The organism is Cupriavidus sp. C1SS-2L (assembly GCF_057073735.1).
The window spans coordinates 274,592-294,649 of the sequence record NZ_CP172708.1 but is presented as its reverse complement, the minus strand read 5'-3'; the positions used below and the strand labels follow the sequence as shown (position 1 = coordinate 294,649).

Annotated in this window: 16 protein-coding genes; 4 read left to right on the top strand and 12 right to left on the bottom strand. The window is 64.2% G+C overall.

All coding sequences use genetic code 11. From position 1 onward, the window contains the following. Positions 1 to 78: 78 nt before the first annotated feature. Genes ACIGJG_RS01335 through ACIGJG_RS01320 form a run of 4 tightly spaced genes read right to left on the bottom strand, consistent with a single transcriptional unit; the run spans position 79 to position 5,071 of the window. A complete protein-coding gene (locus ACIGJG_RS01335; RefSeq protein ID WP_011296453.1) occupies positions 79 to 1,155 on the bottom strand; it encodes a branched-chain amino acid ABC transporter permease in 1,077 nt (358 codons plus the stop codon). 26 nt (positions 1,156 to 1,181) lie between these two features. Then, positions 1,182 to 2,096: a branched-chain amino acid ABC transporter permease gene (locus ACIGJG_RS01330; RefSeq protein WP_011296452.1), complete on the bottom strand. Its 915-nt coding sequence runs from the start codon at positions 2,094 to 2,096 to the stop codon at positions 1,182 to 1,184. A 46-nt stretch (positions 2,097 to 2,142) separates the two neighbouring features. After that, positions 2,143 to 3,096, bottom strand: a complete 954-nt coding sequence (locus ACIGJG_RS01325; protein WP_041679450.1) for an ABC transporter ATP-binding protein — start codon at positions 3,094 to 3,096, stop codon at positions 2,143 to 2,145. 16 nt (positions 3,097 to 3,112) lie between these two features. Next, positions 3,113 to 5,071, bottom strand: coding sequence for an AMP-dependent synthetase/ligase (locus tag ACIGJG_RS01320; RefSeq protein WP_483672674.1), 1,959 nt, complete (start codon positions 5,069 to 5,071; stop codon positions 3,113 to 3,115). Between the two features lie 249 nt (positions 5,072 to 5,320). Between ACIGJG_RS01320 and ACIGJG_RS01315 the strand changes: the two genes are divergently transcribed. The 3 genes from ACIGJG_RS01315 to ACIGJG_RS01305 are packed head-to-tail and all read left to right on the top strand — an operon-like array spanning position 5,321 to position 7,162. Beyond that, positions 5,321 to 5,989, top strand: a complete 669-nt coding sequence (locus ACIGJG_RS01315; RefSeq protein ID WP_011296449.1) for a Crp/Fnr family transcriptional regulator — start codon at positions 5,321 to 5,323, stop codon at positions 5,987 to 5,989. A gap of 4 nt (positions 5,990 to 5,993) precedes the next feature. Next, a complete protein-coding gene (locus tag ACIGJG_RS01310; protein WP_483672673.1) occupies positions 5,994 to 6,422 on the top strand; it encodes a DUF3293 domain-containing protein in 429 nt (142 codons plus the stop codon). Between the two features lie 53 nt (positions 6,423 to 6,475). Continuing rightward, positions 6,476 to 7,162: a DUF2459 domain-containing protein gene (locus ACIGJG_RS01305; protein ID WP_166486974.1), complete on the top strand. Its 687-nt coding sequence runs from the start codon at positions 6,476 to 6,478 to the stop codon at positions 7,160 to 7,162. A gap of 229 nt (positions 7,163 to 7,391) precedes the next feature. Here the strand turns inward: ACIGJG_RS01305 and ACIGJG_RS01300 are convergent, their stop codons facing one another. From ACIGJG_RS01300 to ACIGJG_RS01280, 5 genes are all read right to left on the bottom strand, one after another. Continuing rightward, a complete protein-coding gene (locus tag ACIGJG_RS01300; protein WP_011296446.1) occupies positions 7,392 to 7,733 on the bottom strand; it encodes a hypothetical protein in 342 nt (113 codons plus the stop codon). 220 nt (positions 7,734 to 7,953) lie between these two features. Next, entirely contained in the window at positions 7,954 to 8,808 is an 855-nt protein-coding gene (locus ACIGJG_RS01295) for a 3-hydroxybutyryl-CoA dehydrogenase (protein ID WP_011296445.1), read from the bottom strand. 45 nt (positions 8,809 to 8,853) lie between these two features. After that, positions 8,854 to 9,291, bottom strand: coding sequence for an HIT family protein (locus ACIGJG_RS01290; protein ID WP_011296444.1), 438 nt, complete (start codon positions 9,289 to 9,291; stop codon positions 8,854 to 8,856). A gap of 134 nt (positions 9,292 to 9,425) precedes the next feature. Further along, positions 9,426 to 12,707, bottom strand: a complete 3,282-nt coding sequence (gene icmF / locus ACIGJG_RS01285; RefSeq protein WP_011296443.1) for a fused isobutyryl-CoA mutase/GTPase IcmF — start codon at positions 12,705 to 12,707, stop codon at positions 9,426 to 9,428. A gap of 183 nt (positions 12,708 to 12,890) precedes the next feature. Next, a complete protein-coding gene (locus ACIGJG_RS01280; protein WP_011296442.1) occupies positions 12,891 to 13,232 on the bottom strand; it encodes a DUF2917 domain-containing protein in 342 nt (113 codons plus the stop codon). A gap of 143 nt (positions 13,233 to 13,375) precedes the next feature. Here ACIGJG_RS01280 and ACIGJG_RS01275 point away from each other — a divergent pair, with 143 nt between their 5' ends. Then, positions 13,376 to 14,779: an aminotransferase-like domain-containing protein gene (locus ACIGJG_RS01275; protein WP_483672672.1), complete on the top strand. Its 1,404-nt coding sequence runs from the start codon at positions 13,376 to 13,378 to the stop codon at positions 14,777 to 14,779. Between the two features lie 13 nt (positions 14,780 to 14,792). Here the strand turns inward: ACIGJG_RS01275 and bcaP are convergent, their stop codons facing one another. From bcaP to aptA, 3 genes are all read right to left on the bottom strand, one after another. After that, complete coding sequence (gene bcaP, locus ACIGJG_RS01270) at positions 14,793 to 16,190, bottom strand: branched-chain amino acid transporter BcaP (RefSeq protein ID WP_483672671.1); 1,398 nt, start codon at positions 16,188 to 16,190, stop codon at positions 14,793 to 14,795. Positions 16,191 to 17,071: 881 nt separating this feature from the next. Beyond that, the gene (locus ACIGJG_RS01265) at positions 17,072 to 18,589 is read right to left on the bottom strand and encodes a CoA-acylating methylmalonate-semialdehyde dehydrogenase (RefSeq protein WP_011296439.1); all 1,518 of its coding nucleotides are present in this window, start codon (positions 18,587 to 18,589) and stop codon (positions 17,072 to 17,074) included. A 14-nt stretch (positions 18,590 to 18,603) separates the two neighbouring features. Then, a complete protein-coding gene (aptA, locus tag ACIGJG_RS01260; RefSeq protein ID WP_011296438.1) occupies positions 18,604 to 19,935 on the bottom strand; it encodes an omega-aminotransferase AptA in 1,332 nt (443 codons plus the stop codon). Positions 19,936 to 20,058 lie beyond the last annotated feature (123 nt).

Sequence of the window (20,058 nt, the reverse complement as noted above, 5' to 3'; positions counted from 1 at the left end):
CTTCACCTTGGCAGGTGCGTTTGTTATGGGGTACCCGTTGGATCGAACTACGTCAGAAAACGATAAGCGGTGCGACGGTCAGTGCGGGAACGGCCACAGCCTGAGTTTCTCCTTGGAGATCTGCCACAACCGCGCAAGCCCGTGCGGCTCGACGATCAGGAAGAAGATGATCAGGCCACCGAACACCATCAACTGGATATGCGACACCGTGGCATTCGTGAACGGCAGGTGCAGCAGCGATGCGAGCGGCGGCAGCACGTTGTCCAGGAAGATCGGCAGCAGCAGGATGAACGCCGCGCCAAGGAACGAACCCAGGATGCTGCCCACGCCGCCGATGATGATCATGAACAACACGCGGAACGACAGGTCCAGCGAGAAGCCGTCCGGCTCGACCGAGCCGAGATAGCAGAACGCATACAGCGCGCCGGCCACGCCGCAGTAGAACGAGCTCACGGCAAAGGCCAGCAGCTTGGTGCGCATCAGCGGAATGCCGATGACTTCCGCTGCCACGTCCATGTCGCGCACCGACATCCATGCACGGCCCGTGGCCGAGCGCACCAGGTTCTTGGCGATGAACGCCAGTACGGTGACGAGGGCCAGCACGAACAGATACTTCTTCACCGGCGTGTCGATGGCGATGCCGAACAGGTCCAGCCGCTGCGCCGTGATCACGCCCGACGAGCTGTTGTTGGAGAACCAGGGGAACTTGGTCAGCGCCCACACTACGAAGAACTGCGCGGCGAGCGTGGCGACCGCGAGATAAAAGCCCTTGATGCGCAGCGACGGCAAGCCGAAGGCCACGCCCACCACCGCCGCCGACAGGCCGGCGAGGATGAAGGTGAGCAGCACCGGCATCCCCTCGATGCGAAGCTGGAAGTTGTACGCGGCGTAGGCACCCACCGCCATGAAAGCGGCCGTACCAAGCGACAGTTGGCCTGCGTAGCCCGTGAGGATGTTCAGCCCCAGCGCCGCGAGCGAGAAGATCAGGAACGGAATCAGGATGGCCGAGAACCAGTATTCCGACCCAACGAACGGAATCACGCCGAAGGCCACCGCCATCAGCACCGCAAAGCCGATGCGGTCCTGACGGATGGGGAAGATCTGGCTGTCCGAGACGTAGCTCGTCTTGAACTGGCCGGCTTCACGATAGAACATGGAAAGTCTCCTGGAGCGTAGTCAGTTCAGACGCGGTCGATGTGCTTCTCGCCGAACAGCCCTTCCGGACGGACCAGCAGGAAGAGCAGCGCGAACACATACGGGAACCAGCCTTCGATGCCGCCGAAGTTTCCGCCGAACGCCGACTGGAACACCGGCGGGATGTAGATCTCGGCGAGCTTCTCCGACGCGCCGATGATCAGCCCGCCAACGATGGCGCCCGGCACCGAGGTGAAGCCGCCAAGAATCAGCACCGGCAGCGCCTTCAGCGCGGTCAGCGTCAGCGCGAACTGCACGCCATTGCGCGAGCCCCACAGCATGCCGGCCACCAGTGCCACAAAGCCTGCAACGCCCCACACGATCGCCCAGATATGCTGCAGCGGAATGCCCAGCGACAGCGCGGCCTGATGGTCATCGGCAACGGCGCGCAGCGCGCGTCCAACCTTCGTGTACTGGAAGAACAGCGCGAGCGAACCGACCAGCAGACCTGCGATCGCGGCGGCAGCGAGATCGAACTTGGAGAGAACGACGTTGAAGCGCGTGAGGATGGCTTCGATCGGCTCATCGACGATGCCGAGATTGATCGGGCGCACTTCGTTGCCGAACAGCAGCGGCCCCAGTCCTTCGAGGAAGAACGACAGGCCGATGGTCGCCATGAACAGCGTGATCGGCGGCTGGTTGACCAGCTTTCGCAACACGAAGCGCTCGGTGCTCATACCGACGAGGATCATCACCACGAAGGCGCCGATCACGGCGGCCCACATCGGCAGGCCCTTGTCCATCAGGCCCACCACGGCCAGCGCGGCGAAGTACACCATCGCGCCCTGCGCGAAGTTGAACACGCCGGAGGCCTTGTAGATCAGCACGAAGCCCAGCGCCACCAGCGAGTACATCAGGCCCGACAGCAAGCCGCCGAGCAGGATTTCAATGAAGAACGTCATGGCTGCGTTCCGGTGGAATCAGTTGAATGGAAAGCCGCGTGCGGGCTCAGTGCGACGTACCGAGGTAGGCCTTGATCACATCTGGATTCGCCTTCACCTCTTCCGGCGTCCCGTCACCGATCTTCTTGCCGTAGTCGAGTACCACCACGCGGTCCGAGATATCCATCACCACGCCCATGTCGTGCTCGATCAGCACGATGGTGGTGCCGAACTGGCGGTTCACGTCCAGGATGAAGCGGCACATGTCCTGCTTCTCTTCCACGTTCATGCCGGCCATCGGCTCGTCGAGCAGCAGCATCGACGGCTCGGCCGCTAGCGCGCGTGCCAGCTCCACACGCTTCTGCAAGCCGTACGGCAGGCGCCCGACCGGCGTCTTCCGGATCGACTGGATTTCCAGAAAGTCGATCACCTCTTCCACCTTCTGACGGTGCCGCATTTCCTCGTTGCGCGCCGGGCCCCACCACAGCGCATGGGCGAGGAAGCTCGTGCGGAACTGCGTGTTGCGGCCGGTCATGATGTTGTCGAGCACGGTCATGCCCTTGAACAGCGCGATGTTCTGGAACGTGCGCGCGATGCCCTGGCGCGCAGCGGCGGTCGGGTGCATCTGGCGGCGTTCCTCGCCACGGAACACGATGCGACCCTGTTGCGGGTGATACACGCCGTTGATCACGTTCAGCATCGAACTCTTGCCCGCGCCATTGGGGCCGATGATCGCGCGGATCTCGTGCTCGCACACATTGAACGAGATGTCCGTCAGCGCCTTCACGCCGCCGAACGACAGCGAGATGTTCTGCAGGTCGAGGATCACCTCGCCGCCGGTGCGCGCGTGCTCATGCGTCTGCTGCGAATGCCGCGTGCCGGTCTGCAGGCCGAGATCAGCCCGCGTATCGGGCGCCATCGGGCCAACCGGCGCGATGGCGCCGCCACCAGGCATTGCACCGCTCGCGTCCGTACGCGCCGCGGGCATGCGGTCCGTTCCTTGCCAGGCCACTTGCGTCATGCTTTCGCTCCCCTGCTCATGCCGCGCGTGCCGCCGGCGGCAGGCGTTTGGCATCCATCAGCTTCAGCGTGGCCGACACGCTGCCCTCGCGCCCGTCCTCGAACTTGACGCGCGTCTCGATGAACTGCTCGGACTTGCCCGCATACAGCGCATCGACCAGCACCGCGTACTTCTCTGCGATAAAGCCGCGCCGCACCTTGCGCGTGCGGGTCAGTTCGTCGTCATCCGGATCAAGCTCCTTGTGCAAAATCAGGAAGCGCGCGATCTGCGAGCCGGCCAGCATGCCGTCGTTGACGAGGTCGGCATTCACCTGTTCGACGCATTCGCCGATCATCGCGATCACGTCAGGCTGGCCCGCGAGATCCACATAGCCGGCGTACGGCAGGTGACGGCGCTCGGCCCAGTTGCCCACCGCGTCGAAATCGATATTGATGAACGCGCACACCTTGTCGCGGCCCGTGCCGAAAGCCACCGCTTCCTTGATGTACGGAAAGAACTTGAGCTTGTTCTCGATGTACTTGGGCGCGAACATCGAGCCGTCGGCAAGCTTGCCCACGTCCTTGGCGCGGTCGATGATCTTGAGATGGCCGTCGGCATCGATCACGCCGGCATCGCCGGTCATGAAGTAGCCCTCGTCGTTGATGGCCTCGCGCGTGGCATCGTCGCGCTTGTAGTAGGACTTCAGCAGACCTACGCCACGCACGAGCACTTCGCCGTTGTCGGCGATGCGGATTTCCATGCCCGGTGCCGCGGGCCCCACGGAATCGAACTTCACCTGACCATCGGGCTGCAGGCAGACATAGGCGCAGGTTTCGGTCTGGCCATAGAACTGCTTGAGGTTCACGCCGATCGAACGATAGAAGCGGAACAGGTCCGGGCCGATCGCCTCGCCAGCGGTATAGCCCACGCGGATGCGGCTCATGCCGAGCACGTTGCGCAGCGGCCCGTAGACCAGGAACTCGCCGGCGGCGTAACGCATGCGTTCGGCCAGTCCGACGTGCTTGCCGTCGAGGATGTCGGCGCCGCAGCGGCGCGCGACGTCCATGGCCCAATGGAACAGCTTGCGCTTGATCCAGCCTGCGTCTTCCATGCGGATCATCACCTGCGTGAGCAACCCTTCATAGATGCGCGGCGGCGCGAAGTAATAGGTTGGGCCGATCTCGCGCAAGTCCGTCATCACGGTCTCGCGCGATTCGGGGCAGTTCACCGTGAAGCCGGCCACCATGGCCTGCGCATACGAGAACAGGTTGTCGCCAACCCACGCCATCGGCAGGTAGGACAGCACGTCGTCCTTCGCCGTCAGGCCGTCGAAGCCGCAACCGTTCTGCGCCGAGCCGATCAGGCCCCGATGCGCGTGGCAAACGCCCTTGGGCTTGCCGGTGGTACCCGATGTATAGAGGATAATGGCCGTGTCCTCGGGCGATCCCGCGACAATCGATGCGTCATAGAAGCCGGGATGCGCCTGGTCGAACTCGCGCCCGATTTCCTGCAGGCGCTCGTACGACATCAGCGACGGATGATCGTAGTCGCGCAGGCCGCGCGGATCTTCGTAGATCACGTGCCGCACGCTGCGGCCGGAAGCGGCAAGCTGCTCTTCGACTTCCAGCAGCTTGTCCACCTGCTCCTGGTCCTCGACGATCGCGAAGTCGATCTCCGCGTCGTTGAGCACGTAGACCATTTCATTCGCAATGGCGTCCTGGTACAAGGGCACCGGCACGCCGCCCAGGGCCTGTGCGGCGGTCATGGCCCAGTACAGGCGCGGGCGGTTGTCGCCCACCACCGCCAGGTTCATGCCGCGCGTGAATCCCAATGCCGCAAGCCCGCAAGCAAGCGCCCTGACCTCCTGCGCCGCCTGTGACCAGCTGTATGTTTGCCAGATGCCGAGATCCTTTTCGCGATATGCCGGATGCGCCGGCCGCTGCCGGGCGTGCTCCAGCAGCAATCGCGGGAAGGTCGTCGCCGACGATTCCTGCATCGCTGTCTCCTGTCCCTCCGCGGTGGGGATCCACTCGCGGTGTCAAGCGCCGGTCCGGTCGTTATACTTGGCCTGTTTTGCCTGGCGGCAGTCATGCCGCGGCGCATCAAGCCCGTCGTGCCCTGTTTGTTGTCTTGCCTTGTGGCACTTGCCGGCTCCGTGGTGAACGTAAGATAGCCGATGCCTTCCCCCCCGGTTGTCACGCCGGTGACAATTCCGGGTTAATCCCTACACAATGATTTTTTCGCCATGCTGAACGATTTTGTCGACCGTTGTGTGTGGGCCGCTGACCTCAGTGCCGAGCAGCGTGATCGCGTCCGCCGCGCGATGTTTGTGCGCGAGTACACGCAAGGCGACTACGTTTGTCATAAGGGTGAAATCGCCGAGCACTGGCTGGGCGTGCTCGAAGGCATCGTCAAGATCACTACCGTGTCGCCGTCCGGCAAGTCGGTCACGTTCACCGGCGTACCGACCGGCGGCTGGTTCGGCGAGGGCGCGGTGCTCAAGTCGGAGATCCGCAAGTACGACGTGATGGCATTGCGCCGCTCGACCATCGCGTTCCTGCCGCGCGACACTTTTCAGTGGTTGCTGGATACCAGCCTGCCGTTCACGCGTTTCCTGCTCACGCAGTTCAACGAGCGACTCGGCCAGTTCATCGCGGCGGTTGAGTACGAACGCCTGCTCGATATCGACTCGCGCGTGGCGCGCGCAGTCTCGTCGCTGTTCAATGAGCATCTCTATCCCGGTATCGGCAACACGCTGGAGATCTCGCAGGAAGAGATCGGCCTGCTCGCCGGCATTTCGCGCCAGCGCGCCAACCAGGCGCTCAAGGTGCTCGAGCAGCAGGGCCTGGTGCGCGTGGACTATGGCGTGATCGAAGTGCTGGACCTGGAAGGACTGCGCCAGTACGGCGAGTGATGCGATGCCAGCGCGCTCCGCGATCGATAACGCCACGCTGCAGGCCTATCGCGAAACCGAGTACCGCGTGCATGGCGATGCGCCGCTGACACTGAAGATCGACGAACCGAGCGCACCGCTAGTTGCATTGCACGAACGCCTGAAGGTGACATCGAGCGCGTTCATCACCGCCGCCAATCCGTTCAGCCAGCCGTGCGATGCCTCGCAAAACGACGCACGCCAACACGCGCTGGCCGATGAACTCGCGCAACTCGGCTTCGCGGCCATCCCGGGCATCGGGCAGCATCCGGGCAACGGCTGGCCCGGGGAGCCGAGCTTCCTTGTACCGGGCATCTCGCTGGAAGCCGCCCGCATGCTCGGTACGAAGTACGGCCAGAACGCCATCGTTTGGAGCGGCGCCGACGCCGTGCCGCGCCTGATCCTGCTGCGCTGAACGTGCGCCGCGCCTTTGCACGTACCATTCGCCTTCTGACCGGCGCGGCCGCTTTGGCGTCTGCCGCATGCGCGCCGCTGCCGCCTGCACCGTCCACCACGCCAGCCATCCCGGTTGCCGCCACGATCGCCGTGGTCGCGCGCGACTGGCACACCGACGTCTGCCTGCGCAGCGAGGATGCAGGCGCCGGCGTGCACAGCCTCGCCAGCGGGTTCGAGGACGTGCGCTATCTGTGCTTCGGTTTCGGCGACCGCTCGTATGTGGTCCGGCGCAATCATGGGATCGGCACCATGCTGCTGGCGCTGGTGCCCGGGCGCGGCGTGGTGCTGATGACCGCGCTGCGCGCGCCGCCGGCGGATGCGTTCGGGGCGGAGAATGTGGTGAGCCTGGCCGTCGGCGATGCCGGGCTTGAAGGACTGCAGACCTACCTGCGCAACGCCGTGGAAAGGAATGCTGACGGCGGCGCCATACCGCTTGGCGCCGGGCCCTACGAAGGCGGCGCCTACCTGTCAGCAACAGCCGCTTACAGCCTGCTCTATACGTGCAATACGTGGACAGCCAACGCGCTGCGCCATGCCGGGCTGCCGCTCGCACCCATCGCGGTCTTCGCGGACGACGTCATGATGCAGGTCAGGCGGATTGGGTCGGAACAGCAGGAGGACGGGTTGGTCCGGGTTTCGCCGCTCTCCCATCCGATGGGCGCGGAGAGAAGTCCGTCAGCCCCTGCCAGCGCTCAATAGCACGGCAACTGCGTACATGTGACCGTAGTTCCGGACGACGGCCTCGCCGCAGCATTATTGGCAGGAGGATTCGGATCGCTGCTGCTGACGGAAATACAACCGGGGAGCGACAGGGCCAGCAGCAGGACAGCCAGACAGGTTCTTAGCATTGCCGTCTCCGGTGATGAGCAGGGGCGACTTCAGTTATAGGCGAAATCGGACCCTGCCCCCGGAGGGCAATGACCAGCGATCACCAGCGATCGTGGTCGTGATGGTGGCGATGGCCGTAGTACTGCTCGCGTCCCCACCAGCGTCGGCCGTCCCAGTAGCGGTCACCATGCCAGCCGATCACGAGGGCCGGCGCAACCACCACCGGAGCCGGGCCATAGGCAACGGGCGGCGGGCCATACACGACAGGCGGCGGCGGCGCCACATAGACCGGCTGCGGCGGCGGGGCATAGACGGGTGCCGGCGCGACATACACCGGGGCGGGCACGCCGATACTCACACCAACATCAACATGTGCCATCGCCGGGCTCGCTGCCAGCGACAGCGCACCGAGCGTCAGAGTGGCAAGCAGGGGGCGGATCATTTGATTCCTCTTTTGTATTGCATCCATGATTCACTCTAACGCGCGAAACGCGTAACGGGTGACGGGGAATTGTTTCCGCATATGAATCCGTGTAAGCGGCTTTCGCAGCGCGCCGCCAACGCCCGAATTCACGTCAAAAGCGGACCGGCCGCCTGAAAGGCGGCCGGCGATTACTGCACATCGCGCGTTGCGTCAGGGCAACACGCGCAGGCGGTAGGGATTACTTGCTGTAGACGTACACGCCACGGCCAGTCTTGCGGCCCAGATACCCCGCAGCCACCATCTCGCGCATCAGCATGGCCGGACGATACTTCGGGTCGGCAAATTCTGTGTACAGCACTTCCATCACTGCCAGCATGGTGTCCAGGCCGATCATGTCGGCCAGTGCCAGGGGGCCGATCGGATGGTTGCAGCCGAGCTTCATGCCTTCGTCGATCTCTTCCGGCGAGGCCAGGCCTTCACCGAGCACGCAGAAGGCTTCGTTGATCATCGGGCACAGGATGCGGTTGACGACGAAGCCCGGGCTGTTCTTGACGGTGATCGGGTACTTGCCCAGTTCCTTGGCCAGCGCCTCGACATCGGCGTGAGCCGCGTCGCTGGTCTGCAGGCCGCGGATCAGTTCCACCAGCGCCATCACCGGCACCGGGTTGAAGAAGTGCATGCCGATGAAGCGCTCGGGGCGACTCGTCACGGCGGCCAGCTTGGTGATCGAGATCGACGACGTGTTCGAAGCAATGATGACGTTCTCGCCGACGATGCTGTCGATCTGCTTGAGGATCTTGACCTTCAGGTCAAAGTTCTCGGTGGCGGCCTCGATCACGATATCGGCCTTCTTCAGGTCGTCATACGCGGTGCTGCCGTGGATGCGCGCGAGCGCAGTCATCTTGTCGGCTTCGCTGATCTTGTCCTTCTTGATCAGGCGGTCCAGGCTGCCGGCGACGGTGGCGATGCCCTTCTGCACCGCTGCGTCGCTGATATCCACCATCACCACGTCCAGGCCCACCACCGCACAAGCCTGCGCGATGCCGTTGCCCATGGTGCCGGCACCCACGATGCCCACTGTCCTGATTGCCATCTCTTCTTCCTCTTTGCTGGTTATATGTTTGGGGTTCGTGCCAGATCAGGCTGCCTGTTCGCGCAGCGCGGCGATGATGCGCTCCGCGTGCTTCTTGAGCAGGTCCGGGTCCTGCATGTCACGCGCGTGGCCGCGCAGCGTCTGGTCGGCATAGCGCGGCACGATATGGAAATGGATGTGCGGTACGGTCTGGCCGGCTGCCGCGCCGTTGAACTGGCCAATCGACAGCCCGTCCGGATTGAACGCCTGGCGCACCGCGCGCGCGACGCGCTGCGTGGTGCGGATGGCGGCCTGGGCGCCGGCTTCCGACAAATCGAACAGATTGACGGCGGCCTCCTTGGGCACTACCAGCGTGTGGCCATCCGATTGCGGCATGATGTCCATGAAGGCGATGGTCTCGGCATCTTCATAGACCTTGTGGCACGGAATTTCCCCGCGCAGGATCTTCGCGAAAATGTTGTTCGTGTCGTACGGGCTGTTCATGGTCGGGTGCGGCGGTGGTTCCGGAATCCGGCGAGCCTCCGAGTTTACCGCACGAGGGCCGCCATGGATGTGACAGCCACCCTCCGCCCCCCGATTTCGGGGTGCGGTTTTCCGCGCTTTCAGCCCGGTTCGACCTACATATTGCGCCGGTACTGGCCTCCAACCTCAAACAGCGCGTGCGTAATCTGCCCAAGAGAGCACACGCGCACCGCGTCCATGAGCACCGCGAACACATTCTCGTTGTCGATCACGGCCTGGCGCAGCCGTTTCAGCATGGCGGGTGCATCGTTGGCGTGCGCATGCTGGAACGCTGCCAGGCGGTCGAGCTGGCTTTGTTTCTCGGCTTCGCTCGAGCGGGCCAGTTCGAGCTTCTGCGGAATCGGATCGCCTGCCGGATTGCGGAATGTGTTCACGCCGATGATCGGCAGCGTGCCGTCATGCTTTAGCTGCTCGTAGTACAGCGACTCTTCCTGGATCTTGCCGCGCTGGTAGCCGGTCTCCATCGCCCCGAGCACGCCGCCGCGCTCGGCGATGCGTTCGAACTCCTGCAGCACGGCCTCTTCCACCAGGTCGGTCAGTTCCTCGATCAGGAAACTGCCCTGGTTCGGGTTCTCGCACTTCGCCACGCCCCATTCGCGATTGATGATCAGTTGGATCGCCAGCGCGCGGCGCACCGACTCGCCCGTGGGCGTGGTGATGGCCTCGTCATACGCATTGGTGTGGAGCGAATTGCAGTTGTCGTAGATCGCGATCAGCGCCTGCAGCGTGGTGCGGATATCGTTGAAGTCGATTTCCTGCGCGTGCAGCGATCTGCCCGAGGTCTGGATGTGGTACTTGAGCTTCTGGCTGCGCTCGTTGGCGCCGTACTTGTCGCGCATCGTCACGGCCCAGATGCGGCGCGCCACGCGGCCCAGCACGCTGTATTCGGGGTCCATGCCGTTCGAGAAGAAGAACGACAGGTTCGGCGCGAAATCGTCGATATGCATGCCGCGCGCGAGGTACGCCTCGACATAGGTGAAGCCGTTCGCCAGCGTGAACGCGAGCTGCGAGATCGGATTCGCGCCGGCCTCGGCGATGTGGTAGCCCGAGATCGACACCGAATAGAAGTTGCGCACCTGGTGGTGCACGAAATACTCGGCGATGTCGCCCATGACCTTGAGCGAAAACTCGGTCGAGAAGATGCACGTGTTCTGGCCCTGGTCCTCCTTGAGGATATCGGCCTGCACCGTGCCGCGCACATTCTGCAGCACCCAGGCGCGGATCTTGGCTTCTTCGTCGTCGGTCGGCTCGCGGCCGTTGTCGGCGCGGAACTTGTCGAGGTTCTGGTCGATGGCGGTGTTCATGAACATCGCGAGGATGGTCGGCGCCGGACCATTGATGGTCATCGACACCGAGGTATTCGGGCTCGTCAGGTCGAAGCCGTCGTACAGCACCTTCATGTCGTCGAGCGTGGCGATCGACACGCCCGAGTTGCCGACCTTGCCGTAGATGTCGGGGCGCACATGCGGGTCTTCGCCGTACAGCGTGACGGAATCGAAGGCAGTGGAGAGGCGCTTCGCCTCCATGCCTTCCGACACCAGCTTGAATCGGCGGTTGGTGCGGAACGCATCGCCCTCGCCCGCGAACATGCGCGTCGGGTCTTCGTTCTCGCGCTTGAATGCGAACACGCCGGCCGTGTACGGGAAGCTGCCGGGCACGTTTTCGCGCATCAGCCACGTCAGGATTTCGCCCTCATCCTCGAAGCGTGGCAGCACCACCTTGCGCACCTTGGTGCCGGACAGCGTGGTCGTAACCAGTCGCGTGCGCAGTTCCTTGTCGCGGATCTTCACCACGTAGTCGTCGCCACTGTAGGCCTGCTGCATCTGCGGCCACATCGCGAGCAGCTTTCGCTCCAGAGCGCCGAGCGCTGCGTCGCGAGCCGCGGCGAGGTTGTCGAGCGCTGCAGCACCCTCGCCCTTTGCTTCGATCAGCATCCGGCTCGATGCGCGCAGTTGCTGGCGCTCGCGTGCGATGCGGCTCTGATCAACCGCACGACGATGGTATGCGCGCACGGTATCGGCCAGTTCCGCCAGATAGCGGCTGCGTTGCGGCGGCACGATGACGTTCTGGCCTGTGGAGATGCGGCCGCTCACCGGCGGCAGCGCACCGGATTCGACCTTCAGCCCTTTACCTGCCAACGCCTCGCGCAAGCCCTGGTAGAGCATAGTGACGCCGTCGTCATTGAAGCGCGACGCCTGCGTGCCATACACCGGCATGTCCTCTGGCTTGCCATGCCATTGCTCGCGATTGCGCTGCACCTGCTTGGCCACATCGCGCCACGCATCCTGCGCGCCCTTGCGGTCGAACTTGTTGATCGCGACGAAGTCGGCGAAATCGAGCATGTCGATCTTCTCGAGCTGGCTCGCCGCGCCGAACTCTGGCGTCATCACGTAGAGCGACAGGTCCACGTGCGGCACGATGGCTGCATCGCCCTGGCCGATGCCAGAGGTCTCGACGATCACGAGATCAAACCCGGCAACTTTGCATGCGGCGATGACATCGGGCAGCGCCTGCGAAATCTCGCTGCCTGCCTCGCGCGTCGCCAACGATCGCATGAAGATGTTCGGATGGTTGATCGCGTTCATGCGAATGCGGTCGCCGAGCAGCGCGCCGCCAGACTTGCGCCGCGACGGATCGATCGACACCACCGCGATACGCAGCGTGTCCCGCTGGTCCAGCCGGATGCGTCGGATCAGCTCATCGGTCAATGACGACTTGCCCGCGCCCCCCGTGCCGGTGATGCCGAGCACTGGCACCGCCGCCTTGCCGGCCTGCGCGTGCATGTCCGCGACAAGTCCCGGATTCGCCTTGCCGTTCTCCAATGCCGTGATGAGCTGCGCCAGCGCGCGCCGGTCACCGCCCTTCACGGCATCGAGCGTCGTCGGCGCGTAGCGGCTCAGGTCAATGTCGCAGCGCTGCACCATGTCGGCAATCATGCCTGCGAGGCCCATGCGCTGGCCGTCCTCGGGGCTGAAGATGCGTGCGACGCCGTAGGCCTGCAGCTCACGGATCTCGTCCGGCACGATCACGCCGCCGCCGCCGCCGAACACCTGGACATGCTCGCCGCCCTTCTCGCGCAGCAGGTCGACCATGTACTTGAAGTACTCGACGTGCCCGCCCTGGTAGCTGGAAATAGCAATGCCCTGCGCGTCTTCCTGCAGCGCCGCCGTCACGATCTCCTCGACCGAGCGGTTGTGGCCGAGGTGAACCACCTCGCAGCCCTGCGATTGCAGGATGCGCCGCATGATGTTGATCGACGCATCGTGGCCATCGAACAGCGAAGCCGCCGTGACGAAACGCACCTTGTTGACGGGGCCGCGCGCCTGGGCCTGGGGCACGTCGCGACGTACGTCTCGCACATCGGAAAGGTCGGTCATAGTCTCCACCGCTCGCTGGTATGGGCTGGCGGCCGCTTGCTGGCCTGGTGCGCCGGTCTGTTGCCGGCTTGGCCGTGCAGGCGGGGATGGCCCTCGCGAGGCGAAGGCCAGTCGATTATATGACTTTGACGTCAGACAGGCGTCGGTCCTCTGTGTCTTGAATGCGCCCCGATCACTCCTTCATCACCGCACACCCAACCTCGGACATTCCCCGAACGCATCCGTCTTCCACTCGCCCCAGCGGTGCGCCAGCACCCGCAGTAGGCCGGCCAACCGCCGCAATGACAGCGGCGCCGACGTTGCAGCCAGCGTGAAGCGAGCCGGGCCGCCCTCGCCCGACAGCCAGAAGCGCTCCCCCTCCGCCAGTGCAAAGACTTCGCCCGGCTGCAGCCAGAAGTCGGCCACGCAGCCTTCCACCGTGACCCATACCCGGCCCTCCATCACCTTCACGCTTTGCCCATAGCCGGCGCGCAGGCTCACGGGCTGCCCCGGCTCTTCCAGTTCGAACACTCTGAGTTCACGCATGTCGCCACTCCCTGTCTGCCTGGCGGCACCCTTCTCCGCCATGCTTCCATTATTCGGATTGGCGCCTACAATCCCATGTACAGTTGTGAACAGTTTTCGATGAACTGTTCAGCAGTTTTCACTGACAGTTCGCCCGCGCCGCCATGAAGCTGATCCTCGACGCCGACACCGGCATCCCGCTGACCGACCAGATCATCCAGGGCGTGAAGGCCTGGATCAGCTCGAGCGAAGCGCGCCCCGGCGCGCGGCTGCCGTCGATCCGGCAACTGGCGGCCGACAACGGCATCAGCCGCTTCCCGGTGATCGAAGCTTATGACCGGCTCGTATCGCAGGGATTGCTCGATTCGCGGCAAGGATCGGGGTTCTATGTCGCGGACAGCCCGCTGGCGAGCCGTTCGGCGCGCGGCTGGTCGGATCCGAGCTTGGCCGAGGACCTGTCCGACCATATCCTCGAACAGTTCAATCACCCAAGCAACACGCTCAAGCTCGCAGGCGGCTTTGTGCCGGAGACATGGCGCGATGTAGAGGGCCTGACGCAGGCGATCCGCGCGGTCTCGCGCAACGAGATCGACAGCGTGATCCACTACGCGACGCCGATGGGCCACCCCGAACTGCGCCGGCAGGTACTGCACCGCGTGCGCCAGCTCGGCATCGCAGCGGAACTGCCGCAGGTGCTGATCACGACCGGCGCGAGCCAGGCACTCGATCTCGTCGTGCGCCATCTGCTCAAGCCCGGCGATACCGTGTTCGTCGAGGACCCGGGCTACTACAACCTCTTTGGCCTGCTGCGCCTGCACGGCGTGCAACTCGTCGGCGTACCCCAGACCCCATCGGGACCCGATCCGGATGCGACCGAGGCGCTGTTGCGCCAGCACAAGCCCAAGCTGTTCTTCACCAACAGTGTGTTGCAGAACCCCACGGGTTCGACGCTGGCGCCGCCGGTCGCGTTCCGGCTGCTGGAACTCGCGCGCCGCCATGGCTTCCGCTTTGTCGAGGACGACATCTTCTCGGACTTCCAGACGCACTTCACCGACCGGCTTGCAACGCTGGACCAGCTCGAGCACGTGATCTACATCGGCGGGTTTTCCAAGACCGTGTCGGCGTCGCTGCGCATCGGCTATGTGGTCGCCGACAAGGCGCTGGTGAAAGACCTCGTGGATGTGAAAGTGCTGACCAGCGTGGCCGGATCGCACTTCGGTGAAGCCGTCACGGCCGCGCTGCTGGAGCGCGGCGGCTATCGCAAGTATGTGGAACGGCTGCGCCTGCGCGTGCGGGAGTCATCGGCCAACGCGCTGCGCCAGCTTGCGTCCTGCGGGTGGGAGGTATTCTGCGAGCCAGCCGGCGGCAATTTCCTGTGGGCCCGCCCGCCGGGCGTCGAGGATTCACGCGAACTGGTCACGCTGGCCGAGACCTTCGGCGTAACGATCGCGCCGGGAAACTACTTCCGTCCCGGCGGCGAGACCTCGGCATGGATCCGCGTCAACACCGCCTATGTCAACGAGCCTCGCGCGGTAGCGTTCATGCGCGAGGCCGCCTCCCAACGCTAGGCCAGCGGCGGGCTCAGCCGCCGTGGTTATGCAGCACGGCGTTGCGCCGCGCGTAGAGGAAATAGATCGCCAGCCCGATCACGAGCCAGACCAGGAATGCGATCCACGTGAGTGCCTGCAGATGCGCCATCAGGAACAGGCAGAAACCGGCCGACAGCAGCGGCACCACGGGCACGCCAGGGCAGCGGAATGCACGCGGCAGGTCGGGGCGCGTGCGGCGCAGCACCAGCACGGCGATGGAGATCAGTGTGAATGCTGCCAGCGTGCCGATGTTGATCAACTCCGCCAGCACATTGAGCGGCACGAAGCCGGCAATCGCGGCAAACACGATGCCGACGGTCCACGTGGCGAAGTATGGCGTGGCATGCACCGGATGCACCGATGACAGTCGCTCGGGCAGCAGGCCGTCACGCGACATCGCGAAGATGATGCGGGTCTGGCCGTAGGTCATCACCAGGATCACCGTGGTCATGCCGAGAATGGCACCAAGATCGACAAAGCCCGCCACCCAGTTCTTTCCCGCGTACTGCAGCGCCAGCGACACGGGGTGATCCACGCCCGCGAACTTGGCGAACGGAACGATGCCCGTCATGATCGCGGCCACGACAACGTAGAGCACCGTGCAGACGGCCAACGAGCCGATGATGCCAATCGGCAAGTCCTTGCTCGGATTGCGTACCTCTTCGGCGGCCGAGGTCACGGCATCGAAGCCGATGAAAGCGAAGAACACGAGCGCCGCCGCATTGAACACGCCAGTCATGCCGAAGGGCGCGAACGGCTCCCAGTTGGCCGGCTTCACGTGCCATACGCCGACCGCGATGAACAGCAGCACCACGCCGATCTTGATCGCCACCATCACGTTGTTCAACCGCGCCGATTCCTTCACGCCGTACGACACGATCCACGTAATCGCCAGCATGATCAGCACGGCCGGCAAGTTCACCATGGTCTCGACACCGGGCACCGCACCGGGCGCCGCGGTCAGCGCGGCCGGCAACTTCACGCCGAATCCGGACACCAGCGACTGGAAATAGCCGGACCAGCCCACCGACACCGCTGACGTGGCGAGGCCGTATTCGAGCAACAGGTCCCAGCCGATCATCCAGGCGATGATCTCGCCGAGCGTGGCATAGCTATAGGTGTAGATAGAACCCGAGACGGGAATGGCCGACGCGAACTCCGCGTAGCACAGCGCGGCAAAACCGCAGGCCATCGCGGCAATCACGAATGACACGGTAAGTGCGGGCCCCGCGGTCAGGGCACCGGTCCCGGTCAGCACGAAAATGCCGGTGCCGATGATGGCGCCGATGCCCATCATCACGAGATCCATCGGCCCGAGGACCTTCTTCAGGCCGTCGTTGTTTGCCACGGCGAGCATGGCGTCGATATTCTTGGTGCGGAACAGACTCATCGGAGCAACTCCTGCGAATGCCCGTCTTGTGGAGGGGATTCGGCTTTTCTGGAAAGGGTCGGAGTTTACTCTTTTGGGGGTGCGCGTCGGGTCACTATTTGACGGAGTCTGCTGGTCGGGGTTGGGTTGTCGTGCTTGGCATGCTCTGCTGTTTCGCCGGCGTAGCGGGCGACCTCCTTTTGTCCGAGCGACAAAAGGAGGCAAAAGCGCGTCAGGCTTGCCCTAACGGGCGAATATTTATCGTAGGGAGCTTGGGGTGTTGTACGGGTATGAGCTTCAGAGGTTTTTTCACGCTGCCTGCCGCGTGGGGCACCACCGTGGGTGGGAATACAGCGCTGATTGAACGAGCCCCGAAACTGTCCGTGGACCCTGCTGCAAGCGATATCGTGTGATCGCCCTCGGCTGCGCTACGCGCTGAGCTCTAGTCTGAGCGCGTGAGCCCAGGGCCAACCACGCCGCGGTGACGAGGCCTGCGCATTGATGCGCGAAGTAGAGAGAGGTAGAAGAAAACGGACCTCGTGCGCCAGCGACGCTGATGAGCTTGCGTCCAGACGACGACGTGCGCGCAGCGCAGCCGAAGGCGTCCCACCACTGACGTTGTTGAAACGCTGTACCCGAGTCCAACTTGGGGATCGTTCAAAAGTCGTGCCGCGCCAGGCACAGGTTCTGACTCACATAGCGTGAGCAGGCCTGAACGAGCACCCAGGCATCGCGAGACCAAAGCCGCTCGAACCATAGAAGCGCATCGTTGATGGCCGTCTGCCCAGACACGCGTTTTTTGGTTACTTTTTGTCGCCCGGCCAAAAAGTGACTCGCCGGCTACGCCGGCGAAACAGCGGCGCCTGCCAAGAACGACAACACCGCCATTACCGGCCCGCCCTTTACTTCGCCACCGGCATCATAAACTCCGCCCCCTTCCCAATCGAATCCGGCCACCGCTGCATCACACTCTTGTAGCGCGTGTAGAAGCGCACGCCTTCTTCACCATACGCATGATGATCGCCAAACAGCGAACGCTTCCAGCCACCAAACGAATGCCAGGCCATCGGCACTGGGATAGGAACATTGATTCCGACCATACCAATCTGAATCTGCCGCGCAAAAGCACGCGCAATACCACCGTCGCTGGTGTAGCAAGACACGCCGTTGCCATACTCATGTGCATTGATCAGCGCCACCGCCTCGGCAAAGTCATGCACACGCACGACCGACAGCACCGGCCCGAAGATCTCTTCCTTGTAGATCGTCATGTCCGGCGTGACATGGTCGAACAGCGTGCCGCCGACATAGAAGCCGTTCTCGTGGCCTTCGACCTTGTGGCCGCGGCCATCGGTCACCAGCGTCGCGCCTTCTTCCACGCCCTTGGCGATATAGCCTTCGACCTTCGCCTTGTGCGCGCCGGTCACCAGCGGTCCCATTTCGGCGTCGGCTTCCATGCCATTGCGGATCTTCAGCGCGGCGGCGCGCTCGGCCAGGCGCGGCACGAGCTTGTCGGCGACGTCGCCCACGGCTACCGCTACCGAGATCGCCATGCAGCGCTCGCCAGCCGAACCGTAGCCTGCGCCGATCAGCGCATCGACGGCCTGGTCCAGGTCCGCGTCGGGCATCACCACGAGATGGTTCTTCGCACCGCCGAGCGCCTGCACGCGCTTGCCGTGCTTCGTGCCTTCCGTGTAGATGTACTCGGCAATCGGCGTCGATCCCACGAACGACAGCGCCTGCACGTCCGGATTCGCGAGCAGCGCATCGACCGCGACCTTGTCGCCTTGAACGACGTTGAACACGCCATCCGGCAAGCCTGCCTGCTTCAGCAGATCGGCGATCAACAGGCTCGGCGACGGATCACGTTCGCTCGGCTTCAGCACGAACGTGTTGCCGCATGCTAGCGCCACCGGGAACATCCACATCGGCACCATCACCGGGAAGTTGAACGGCGTGATGCCGGCCACCACGCCCAGCGGCTGGCGCAGGTTCCAGTTGTCGATACCGCCGCCGACGTTGTCGGTGAAATCGGTCTTGAGCAGGTTAGGGATGCCACAGGCGAACTCGACGATCTCCACGCCGCGCGTGACTTCGCCTTTTGCATCGCTGAACACCTTGCCGTGTTCACGCGTGATCAGCGCAGCAAGGTCGTCGTGATGCTTGTCCAGCAACTCCTTGAACTTGAACAGGATGCGCGCGCGGCGCAGCGGCGGCGTGTCGGCCCATGCCGGGAACGCTGCCTTCGCGGCGGCGACGGCGTCGGACACTTCTTGCGCAGTGCCCAGCGCCACGCGTGCGGCCACTTCACCGGTGGCCGGGTTGAAGACGTCGGCAAAGCGCGCGGACGCGCCTGGCCGGACGGTGCCACCGATGTAGTGGTGGATTTCGGCGATCTGCCGGTTCTCAGCAATATTCACTTTGGAATCCCTCTTTACTGCACTTCCTGCAAGGCCTGCTTGACCGTATCGAACAGCTCGGCAATCTGCGCCTCGCTGATGATCAGCGGCGGCGAGAACGCGAGGATATCGCCGGTGTAGCGCACCAGCACGCCACGCTCAAGGCATTTGAGGAAGGCTTCGTAGGCGCGTGCGCCGGGCTGGCCCGGACGCGGCTCCAGCTCGATGCCGGCCACCATGCCGAGGTTGCGGATGTCCTTCACATGCGGCGCGCTGCGTACGCTGTGAACGGCCGCTTCGAACACCGGCGACAGCTCCGCGGCACGGCCGAACAGGTTCTCGCGCTGATACAGGTCCAGCGTGGCGATGGCAGCGGCGGCGGCCAGCGGGTGGCCCGAGTAGGTGTAGCCATGCGCGAGTTCGATCGCGCCCGGCGCGGCCGAGTTGACCACGGTGTCATGGACTTCGCGGCGCACGGCCACGGCACCCATCGGCACGGCGGCGTTGTTGATGGCCTTGGCCATGGTGATCAGGTCCGGCGTGACCTTGAAGCGTTCCGCCGCGGTGGCGGTACCCAGGCGACCAAAGGCCGTGATGACCTCGTCGAAGATCAGCAGGATGCCGTGCTTGGTCGTGATCTCGCGCAGCTTGTCGAGGTAGCCGACCGGCGGCACCAGCACCCCGGCGGAGCCCGCCAGCGGTTCCACGATGACGGCGGCAATCGTGGACGGATCATGCAGCGCGACGATGCGCTCGAGTTCGTCGGCAAGGTGCGCGCCCCATGTCGGCTGACCCTTGGAGAACGCCGCTTCGGCGATATTCAGCGTCGCCGGCAGATGGTCGGTGCCCGGCATCAGGTTGGCCGAGAACGCCTTGCGGTTCGGCCCGATGCCACCGACAGCCATGCCGCCAAAGCCCACGCCGTGGTAACCGCGTTCGCGCCCGATGAAGCGGGTGCGCTGGCCCTCGCCGCGCGCACGGTGGTAGGCCAGCGCAATCTTCAGCGCGGTGTCCACCGATTCCGAACCGGAATTCGTGAAGAAGATGCGGTCCAGTCCCTGCGGCATGATCGCGGCCACCTTGGTGGCGGCTTCGAACGACAGCGGATGGCCCATCTGGAACGGCGGCGCGTAGTCGAGCGTGGCGGCCTGGCGGGCCACGGCCTCGGCAATCTCCTTGCGGCAGTGGCCGGCCGCTACGCACCAGAGGCCCGCGCAACCGTCGAGGATCTGGCGTCCGTCGTGGGTGGTGTAGTACATGCCGCTGGCCGAGGCCAGCAGGCGCGGCGCCGCCTTGTACTGGCGGTTCGCGGTAAAGGGCATCCACAGGGCATCGAGATCGGGAATCACGGTCTTCGCGGCGTCCATACGTCCTCCTCTGGGCAATCTGGGCGATTCGGGTTGGCGCGCGCTGTCACGGCGAAACGTGTGCAGCGGCAGGGATGTCGGCCACTCTACCGGCGGCGCCGGGACGACAAAATATACAGTCCG

Excerpts from the sequence above, each read along its gene's own strand:
- ACIGJG_RS01335 (WP_011296453.1), bottom strand. The coding sequence starts at position 1,155 with ATGTTCTATCGTGAAGCCGGCCAGTTCAAGACGAGCTACGTCTCGGAC.
- ACIGJG_RS01330 (WP_011296452.1), bottom strand. The coding sequence starts at position 2,096 with ATGACGTTCTTCATTGAAATCCTGCTCGGCGGCTTGCTGTCGGGCCTG.
- ACIGJG_RS01325 (WP_041679450.1), bottom strand. The coding sequence starts at position 3,096 with ATGACGCAAGTGGCCTGGCAAGGAACGGACCGCATGCCCGCGGCGCGT.
- ACIGJG_RS01320 (WP_483672674.1), bottom strand. The coding sequence starts at position 5,071 with ATGCAGGAATCGTCGGCGACGACCTTCCCGCGATTGCTGCTGGAGCAC.
- ACIGJG_RS01315 (WP_011296449.1), top strand. The coding sequence starts at position 5,321 with ATGCTGAACGATTTTGTCGACCGTTGTGTGTGGGCCGCTGACCTCAGT.
- ACIGJG_RS01310 (WP_483672673.1), top strand. The coding sequence starts at position 5,994 with ATGCCAGCGCGCTCCGCGATCGATAACGCCACGCTGCAGGCCTATCGC.
- ACIGJG_RS01300 (WP_011296446.1), bottom strand. The coding sequence starts at position 7,733 with ATGATCCGCCCCCTGCTTGCCACTCTGACGCTCGGTGCGCTGTCGCTG.
- ACIGJG_RS01295 (WP_011296445.1), bottom strand. The coding sequence starts at position 8,808 with ATGGCAATCAGGACAGTGGGCATCGTGGGTGCCGGCACCATGGGCAAC.
- ACIGJG_RS01290 (WP_011296444.1), bottom strand. The coding sequence starts at position 9,291 with ATGAACAGCCCGTACGACACGAACAACATTTTCGCGAAGATCCTGCGC.
- icmF (WP_011296443.1), bottom strand. The coding sequence starts at position 12,707 with ATGACCGACCTTTCCGATGTGCGAGACGTACGTCGCGACGTGCCCCAG.
- ACIGJG_RS01280 (WP_011296442.1), bottom strand. The coding sequence starts at position 13,232 with ATGCGTGAACTCAGAGTGTTCGAACTGGAAGAGCCGGGGCAGCCCGTG.
- ACIGJG_RS01275 (WP_483672672.1), top strand. The coding sequence starts at position 13,376 with ATGAAGCTGATCCTCGACGCCGACACCGGCATCCCGCTGACCGACCAG.
- bcaP (WP_483672671.1), bottom strand. The coding sequence starts at position 16,190 with ATGAGTCTGTTCCGCACCAAGAATATCGACGCCATGCTCGCCGTGGCA.
- aptA (WP_011296438.1), bottom strand. The coding sequence starts at position 19,935 with ATGGACGCCGCGAAGACCGTGATTCCCGATCTCGATGCCCTGTGGATG.